Genomic DNA, 8,981 nt, shown 5'->3' on the forward strand with positions numbered 1-8,981 from the left:
CGCAGGGGACGCCGTGAATACGTCCCTGTAGGCTCGGGCGCGCCATCCATGGCGCTTACGCCCCTGCGCAGCCCACCCACCCGGCCGCGGACAGGTTCCTGCGCCGCCAGCCACGAAAGACAGAACTAAATCAAAAGCAAGAGCCGGTCGCTTCGCTCTTCATTCGGCCGGCACTGCCGCGGAGCATCCGTGCATGGCGTGGACCGAATACAGATCGCGGAAATCCGTCGAAGGCGGGGTGGGTCCGGTGGCGGGGGTGTCCGCGGCATGGATGCCGCGGCCAAGCCCCCAGGGACGGGTTCACGGCGTCCCCCGCCACCGGACCCACCCCGCCAACCTGCAGGAAACCGGCTTCTGACGTTGCAGTTGCTTCGGCTGTTGCTTCGGCGGGTGCCGGGCGCAGCCCGGCCCAAGCCCATCCCCCGCTTCCGGTACAATATCGGGCCCGTTTCCCAACTACGGTTCCCCGGACATGATGGTCCTCGAGGGCGCGCCCGCCCTGTCGCCGTTCCGCCGCGAACGTCTTGAATCCCGCCTGCAGTCCATCGCTCCCTCCCTGCGCATCAGTGGTGCCTGGCACGTCTACTTCGTGCAGCCGGAAGGCTCGGCCGTGCCCGATCAGGCCACCCTGTGCCGCATCCTGGAAGCACAGCCGCAGGCCGGGACGGTCGCCGAAGGGGCCGTCAGCCGCATCGTGGTGCCGCGTCTGGGAACGTTGTCGCCGTGGTCGAGCAAGGCCACCGAACTGGTCCGCGGGGCCGGTCAGCCGGTCAGCCGGGTCGAGCGCGGCCTGCGTATCGACGTGCTGGGCTGGCCGGACGATGCCGCCACCCAGCAGTCGCTGGTGAAGGTGCTGCACGACCCGATGACGCAGTCGGTGCTGGACCACGTCGAGCAGGGCCAGGCCCTGTTCTCGGCGCCGGCCCGCGGTGAACTGGAGCGCGTTCCTGTGGCGCAGCTGGAAGCCGCCAACCAGCGCCTTGGCCTGGCCATGGCCCAGGACGAGATCGACTACCTGCGCGAGCGCTTCACCGCACTGGGGCGCTCCCCGTCTGACGTGGAACTGATGATGTTCGCGCAGGCCAATTCCGAACACTGCCGGCACAAGATCTTCAACGCCAGCTGGACCATCGACGGGCAGGCGCAGGAACGCTCGCTGTTCCGCATGATCAAGAACACCCACCAGCAGACGCCGCAGCACACCCTGAGCGCGTACAGCGACAACGCTGCGGTGATCGAAGGCCATCCGGCGTCGCGTTACCGTCCGGATCCGGCCAGTGGCGAGTACCGCCGCGAGCCGCAGGTGCCCAGCGCCTTCCAGATCAAGGTTGAAACCCACAATCACCCGACCGCGATCGCGCCGTTCCCGGGGGCTTCCACCGGTGCCGGTGGCGAAATCCGCGACGAAGGCGCAACCGGCCGCGGCGGCAAGCCGAAGGCCGGCCTGACCGGCTTCTCGGTCTCGCACCTGCGCATCCCCGAGCTGCCGCAGCCGTGGGAAGCGCCGCGCGCGCTGAATCCGCGGATGGCGCCGGCGCTGGAGATCATGACCGACGGCCCGCTCGGCGGCGCTGCGTTCAACAATGAGTTCGGCCGCCCGAACCTGCTCGGTTACTTCCGCAGCTTCGAGCTGCCTGAAGGCGCTGACCTGGTCCGTGCGTACGACAAGCCGATCATGCTGGCCGGCGGCCTCGGTGCGATCGACCGTATCCAGGTCGACAAGATCCCGCTGCAGGCCGGTGATGCGGTCATCGTGCTCGGCGGTCCGGCGATGCTGATCGGCCTGGGTGGCGGTGCGGCCAGCTCGGTGGCCTCCGGTGAAAGCGCCGAAGACCTGGATTTCGCCAGCGTGCAGCGCGACAACCCGGAGATGGAGCGCCGCTGCCAGGAAGTCATCGACCGCTGCGTGGCGATGGGTGCCGACAACCCGATCAAGTTCTTCCATGACGTCGGTGCCGGTGGTCTGTCCAACGCGATTCCCGAGCTGCTGCACGATTCGAACGTGGGCGGCATCATCGACCTGGGCAAGGTGCCCACCGACGATCCGTCGTTGTCGCCGATGCAGCTGTGGTGCAACGAATCGCAGGAGCGCTACGTGCTTGGCGTCGCGCAGGAGCGACTGGCCGAGTTTGCCGCGCTGTGTGCGCGCGAGCGCTGCCCGTTCGCCGCCGTGGGCGTGGCGACCGCCGAGGAGCATCTGGTGGTGGCGTACGGCGCGGTGCCGGGCCATGTTCCCGCCGACGCACCGATCGACCTGCCGATGGACGTGCTGTTCGGCAAGCCGCCGAAAATGCACCGCGACACGGCGCACCCGCCGGCACCGCGCTGGCCGGCGCTGAAGACCGGTGGCCTGGATCTGCAGGAAGCCGGCCTGCGCGTGCTGGCGCACCCGACCGTCGCCTCGAAGAACTTCCTGGTCACCATCGGTGACCGCAGCGTCGGCGGCCTGACCGCCCGCGAGCAGATGGTCGGCCCGTGGCAGCTGCCGGTGGCCGACGTGGCCATCACCCTGGCTGATTTCGATGGCGTGGCCGGTGAGGCGATGTCGATCGGCGAGCGCACGCCGCTGGCCCTGCTCGACGCCGCGGCGTCGGCGCGCATGGCCGTGGGCGAAGCGCTGACCAACCTGTGCGCGGCCCCGGTGGATGCGCTGGATGGCATCAAGCTGTCGGCGAACTGGATGGCTGCTGCCGGCCATCCGGGCGAAGACGCGCTGCTGTACGACGCAGTGAAGGCCGTGGGCATGGAACTGTGCCCGCAGCTGGACATCAGCATCCCGGTCGGCAAGGACTCGCTGTCCATGCAGGCGCAGTGGCATGACCAGGGCGAGGCACACAAGAGCGTGTCGCCGGTGTCGCTGGTGATCTCGGCGTTCGCGCCGGTTGCCGATGTGCGCCAGCAGCTGACGCCTCTGCTTGATCGCGACGTCGACAGCGAGCTGTGGCTGATCGGTCTCGGTGCCGGCAAGCAGCGCCTGGGCGGCTCGATCCTGGCGCAGGTGCACGCCGACCACGGCGAGCTGCCGGCCTTCGCCGGTGCCGCGCCGGACCTGGACGACCCGCAGCGCCTGCGTGCCTTCTTCGAACTGATCCGGGATGCGCGCCAGTCCGGCCTGCTGCGTGCGTACCATGACCGCAGCGACGGCGGCGCGTTCGCCGCGCTGTGCGAAATGGCGTTCACCTCGCGCCTGGGCCTGGATATCGCCCTCGACGCGTGGGGCGATGACCCGTTCCGCAGCCTGTTCAATGAGGAACTGGGTGCGGTGGTGCAGATCGCCCGCGAAGATCGCGCCGCTTTTGCCGACCTGGTCGAGCGCCACGCCCTTACCGAATGCGCGCAGCGCATCGCCAGGCCGACCACCGCACCGGTGGTGCGCGTATCGCTGGCAGGCGAGAACCTGGCCGAGTGGCGCTGGGAGCAGCTGTTCGATGCGTGGTGGTCGGTCACCCATGCCATGCAGAAGCGTCGCGACAATCCGGCCAGCGCCGATGCCGAGCGCGATGTCGCCCGCGCGTTCAACGCACCGGGCCTGAAGCCGAAGCTGAGCTTCGACCTCAACGAGGATGTGGCGGCGCCGTTCATCAGCACCGGTGCGCGTCCGCGCGTGGCGGTACTGCGCGAACAGGGCGTCAACGGCCAGATCGAGATGGCCAACGCCTTCGAACGTGCAGGCTTCCGCGCGTTCGACGTGCACATGAGCGACCTGATCGAGGGCCGCGTGGCCCTGCAGGACTTCACCGGCCTGGTCGCCTGTGGCGGCTTCAGCTACGGCGATGTGCTGGGTGCCGGCCGTGGCTGGGCGACCTCGATCCTGGAACGCAGCGCGCTGCGCGATGCCTTTGCCGCGTTCTTCGAGCGCCAGGACAGCTTTGCCCTTGGCGTATGCAACGGTTGCCAGATGATGAGCCAGCTGAAGGACATCATCCCCGGCGCCGAACACTGGCCGCAGTTCCGCCGCAATGCCAGCGAGCAGTTCGAGGCCCGCACCGCACTGCTGGAAGTAGTGGAATCGCCGTCGATCCTGCTGCGTGGCATGGCCGGTTCCCGCCTGCAGGTGGCGGTGGCGCACGGCGAAGGCCAGGCGGTGTTCGACAACGCCGTCGACCAGGCCGCTGCGCGCGTGTCGCTGCGCTATATCGATGGCAACGGTGCCATCGCCCAGCAGTATCCGCTCAATCCGAACGGCTCACCGGATGGCATCACTGGCCTGACCAGCACGGACGGGCGCGTCACCATCATGATGCCGCATCCGGAGCGCACCCCGCGCGCACTCAATCTGAGCTGGGCGCCGGCCGAGTGGCAGGGTGATTCACCGTGGATGCGGATGTTCCGCAATGCCCGGGTGTGGTGCGGCTGATCGCGCACCGCTTCGCGCAGGCGTCGATGCCGATGCGTATGGAAAAACCCGCCGCATTGCCGGCGGGTTTTTCTTTGCGCGGATGAAACTCCTGTCGCCACCATGAGTTACATGCATTTCCATGCGCCAGACAATCGTCACGTGCAACTAACAAAATGGATTGATAAACGCGTGAAAAAGTGAACTGCTTCACGGCAATGTGATTTGCTGTGTCAAAGTCTTGACGATATGGAAAGTTGCCGTTAACACTTGAACCCCGTTTCAGAACCATTCATCCCGCAGTAACCGCTTGGCGCACGCGCTCGGTTTTCTGTCGCTGCGCGCCGTTCGGCAATACCCCGCAGTAAATCACGCGAATAAACGCCCCCAGGGGACGTTGGACCAGAAGGTCCGGCGGTGGCGTTGCTTTGCCCAAAACCAGTCCAATCAGGAGCCGTACCGATGAATCGGATTTATCGCAAGGTCTGGAACAAAGCACTGGGTCAGTTGGTCGTGGCCTCGGAACTGGCCTCGTCCGACAGTTGCGGCGGGGTCGTCGACCAACGCCGCGATGCGACACAGGCCAGGCCCTTTGTACTGGCTGCCGCACTGGCGCTGGCACTGGGATTGGGCATGACCGGCGTCGCCTCTGCACAGTCGGTGGAGATCGGCGGCAACGCCAACTGCGTGGTGCTCAACAGCTCGATCGTCGACAAGTGCCTGGTGGATGGCAGCGCCTCGGCCACCGGCACCAATGCGGTCGCCGTGGGCACCGGCAGCCGTGCAACCGGTGCCAACAGCGTGGCGCTGGGCGCCGGCTCGAAAGCAACGCGTGCCAATACCGTTGCCGTCGGTGATGCGGGCAAGGAACGGCAGGTGACCCACGTCGCCGCTGGCACCGAGGCAACCGATGCGGTGAACAAGGCGCAGCTGGATGCACAGGCGCGGGCCACGCAGGCGGCGTTGGCCGAAGCGACAGCCCAGAGCAGTCGCTACTTCAAGGCCGACGGCGCCGGTGATGACAGCGACGCGGCGAAGATCGAAGGGCAGGGCGCGATTGCGGTCGGCAGCGGCAGCCAGTCGCTGGCCAACGCCACTACGGCCGTCGGCACACAGGCCGTGGCCGCCGGTCTGGGCGCCAGTGCGTTCGGCCAGAACGCGTTGGCCATCGGTGATGCCAGCGTCGTCGTCGGCCAGAGTGCCGTTGCGCTCGGACTGGGAGATACCGCCGTCGGTGCCAGCGCTGTTGCGGCCAGCGAGAACGGCGCAGCGACCGCACTGGGCGCGTTGTCCGAGGCCAGTGCGGACGGCGCAACGGCGGTCGGTGGCGGAGCCGTGGCCATGGGCCCGGGCAGTACCGCCGTGGGTCGTGGCGCAACGGCCGCCAATGAAGCATCGATCGCGGTCGGTGCGTTCAGCACCGCCGTGGGTGAATACAGCACCGCGCTGGGTTCGAACTCGGCAGCGGTTGCCACCGGCAGTGTGGCGCTGGGCGCCGGCTCGCTGGCCGACCGGGTCGATACGGTATCGGTGGGCGCAGCCGAGTACGGTCTGACCCGGCAGATCACCAGTGTCGCGGCGGGTACCGAAGACACCGATGCGGCCAATGTCGGCCAACTCCGGGACGTCGCGGCCGTGGCCGATGCCACGGCCAAGCGTTTCCAGGCCACCGGCAGCAGCAACAGCGACGCCGGTGCGCTGGCCGCAGGCGATGACGCGCTGGCTGCCGGTGAAGCGGCCAACGCGCTTGGCGATGGCACCACCGCAGTCGGCGCCGGCGCCACCGCGGTCGCGCAGAACGCCACGGCGGTCGGCAACAACGCCCTGGCCGCCGGACAGAACAGCGCCGCGTTCGGCAACAACGCGCAGGCTGCAGGACCTGGCAGCGTCGCGGTGGGTGGCGCCGCCGTGGACGAGAACGGCAATCCGCTCATCACCAACGGCGGCGTGCCGGTGGAGACCGGTGCGACCAGTGCCGGCGTCGGCGGCACTGCGGTCGGTGCCAGCGCAGAGGCGGCTGGCTTCGCTGCGTCCGCCTATGGCGTGGGTGCCTATGCGGCCGGCGCGCAGTCCTCCGCATTCGGCGCGGTGGCCAACGCCATCGGCGACTACGCCACCGCAGTCGGCACCCAGAGCAACGCGACCGGCACCAGCAGCGTGGCCGTGGGTGGCCCGGCTGACCTGATTCCCGGCCTGGGCTTCTTCGTGCAGACCCAGGCCAGCGGCGAAGCCGCCACCGCTGTGGGTGCCGGCGCGATCGCCAGCGGTGACCGGACCGTGGCCAACGGCAGCCTGACCGAAGCCTCCGGCGCCGAAGCCACGGCCATCGGCTACTTCGCCTACGCACCCGGAGAAGGGGCCAGCGCGCTGGGCGCGCAGACCTGGGCCAGCGGCGCGCAGAGCACGGCGGTCGGCTACTACGCCACGGCGCGCGGCGCCAACAGTGTCGCCCTGGGCGCGAACTCTGAAGCCATCCGTGACAACAGCGTCGCCGTGGGCAGTGCCGGCAACGAGCGGCAGATCACCGGCGTCGCTGCCGGCAGTGAAGCCACCGATGCAGTGAACAAGGCGCAGCTGGACGCCGTGGCCAGCACCGCGGATACCACCGCCCATTACTTCCAGGCCCAGCCGGAAGCCGGCAGCGATGCCGGTGCGTTTGCCGAGGGAGAGGGTGCGGTGGCCGCCGGTTCGTCCAGCAACGCGATCGGCGCCGGTGCCGTCGCCCAGGGCGCGGGTGCTTCCGCCGTGGGCGATGACAGCGTCGCCATCGGTCGCAACAGCAGTGCCAGTGGCAACGGCGGGGTCGCCATCGGTGGACTGGGCCAGGCCTACGACCAGTACAACCAGCCGATCATCGGCGATGACGGTCAACCAGAACGTGTCGGCACCACCGCCGGCGCCGATGCCACCGCCGTCGGCAATGGTGCGCAGGCAACGGGTGCGTCGGGCAATGCGTTCGGCAGCGCGGCCAAAGCCACCGGCGACAACAGCGTGGCTGCCGGTGGCAAGTCGCGGGCGACCGGCAGCTACGCGGTCGCCGTGGGCGACAGTGCGTTCGCCAGCAGCGACGACAGCACCGCCGTCGGCGGCTACAGCTGGGCCACCGCCAGTGGCGCCAGCGCATTCGGTTCGGGCGCATGGGCCACCGCCACCAACGCATCCGCCTTCGGCAATGCAGCATGGGCCAGCGGCAGTGGCGCCACCTCCATCGGCTACAACAGCTGGGCCAACGGCACCAGCGCCACCGCCGTCGGCCGCGGTGCCTTCGGCTACGGCGACTACAGCGTGGCGTTGGGCTACCAGGCGCTGGGCAACACGGTCAACAGCATCGCCATTGGCACCAATACGGTGGCCGGCGGTGAAAGCGCGATCGCGCTGGGTGCCGGCAGCAACGCCAGCGGCAGCAACGCGGTCGCGTTGGGTGCAGGCTCGGTGGCTGATCGTGACCGCAGCGTGGCGGTTGGCGCTGCCGGCAACGAGCGCCAGGTGACCCACGTGGCCGCAGGTACGCAGGCCACCGATGCGGTGAACAAGGCACAGCTGGATGCCGTCGCGGCGGAAGCCTCCACCACCGGCAAGTACTTCCAGGCCAGCGGCAGTGCCGACAGCGATGCCGGCGCTTACGTGGAAGGGGACAACGCACTGGCTGCCGGCGAGGCATCCAACGCCATCGGCGACGGCGCCATCGCCCTGGGCAGCGGCGCCAACGCACTGGCCAACAACGCGCAGGCGCTGGGCTTCAATGCCGTGGCCACCGCAGCCAACGCCAGCGCGATCGGTACCAACGCACAGGCGACCGGCGAGTACGCCACCGCGCATGGCGCGGAAAGCGAAGCCAGCGGTGAACAGAGCGCGGCCTTCGGTGCTGCCTCGATCGCCAGTGGCGCCGGCAGCACTGCCAGCGGCGTGCTGTCCGAAGCCTCCGCAGAAGAGGCGACGGCAGTGGGCTACTTCAGCACCGCCAGTGGTGAAGCGGCCACGGCGGTCGGCAGCGAGAGCGTGGCCAGCGGCACGGCCTCGGCTGCATTCGGCATCGGTGCGGAAGCCACGGGTGGCTACAGCACCGCCATCGGCGGTTTCGCCAGCGCCTCGGCGTTCAACGCCACCGCGTTCGGCAATTTTGCCAATGCCTCCGGCTCCAACAGCGTGGCGCTGGGCGGCGACTCGGAAGCCTCCGGCGACTACAGCACGGCCACCGGTCAGGGCAGCTTGGCCACCGGTACGAACAGTGTCGCTGTCGGCGGCTCGTTGTTCGGCATTCTCGCCACCGAGGCATCCGGCAACTACTCCACGGCCATCGGTGGTGGCGCATGGTCGCCGGGCATCAACAGCACCGCGCTCGGCAATGCGGCCGAGTCGCGCGGCGCCAACAGCGTCGCGCTGGGCGCCGATTCGATTGCAGACCGTGACAACACGGTATCGGTCGGTGGTGGTGGCAACACCCGCCAGGTGACCAACGTGGCGGCAGGTACCGAAGGCACCGATGCGGTCAACAAGGACCAGCTGGACGCGGTGGCGTCGGTGGCTGAGAACACCCGCCGCCACTTCCAGGCCAGTGGCAGTGCCGACAGCGATGCCGGCGCCTATGTGGAAGGTGACAACGCGCTGGCCGCCGGCGAAGCGGCCAACGCGATCGGCAACGGTG

General features: G+C 68.8%; 2 protein-coding genes. Both read left to right on the plus strand.

The window, feature by feature from the left end; translation table 11 throughout:
• The first annotated feature begins 472 nt into the window (after positions 1–472).
• On the plus strand, positions 473–4,357 hold the full coding sequence (gene purL / locus QMZ25_RS11580) for a phosphoribosylformylglycinamidine synthase (RefSeq protein WP_065175848.1): 3,885 nt from the start codon (positions 473–475) through the stop codon (positions 4,355–4,357).
• 441 nt (positions 4,358–4,798) lie between these two features.
• Positions 4,799–8,981, plus strand: a 4,183-nt coding sequence (locus tag QMZ25_RS11585) for an ESPR-type extended signal peptide-containing protein (protein ID WP_283219667.1), incomplete at its 3' end; no start/stop codon positions are given.

The organism is Stenotrophomonas sp. RS-48, from assembly GCF_030053245.1.
Classification (GTDB): Bacteria; Pseudomonadota; Gammaproteobacteria; order Xanthomonadales; family Xanthomonadaceae; genus Stenotrophomonas; species Stenotrophomonas maltophilia_P.

Bases quoted from the DNA above. Each gene is read 5' to 3' on its own strand.
- purL (WP_065175848.1), top strand. From the start codon at position 473: ATGATGGTCCTCGAGGGCGCGCCCGCCCTGTCGCCGTTCCGCCGCGAA.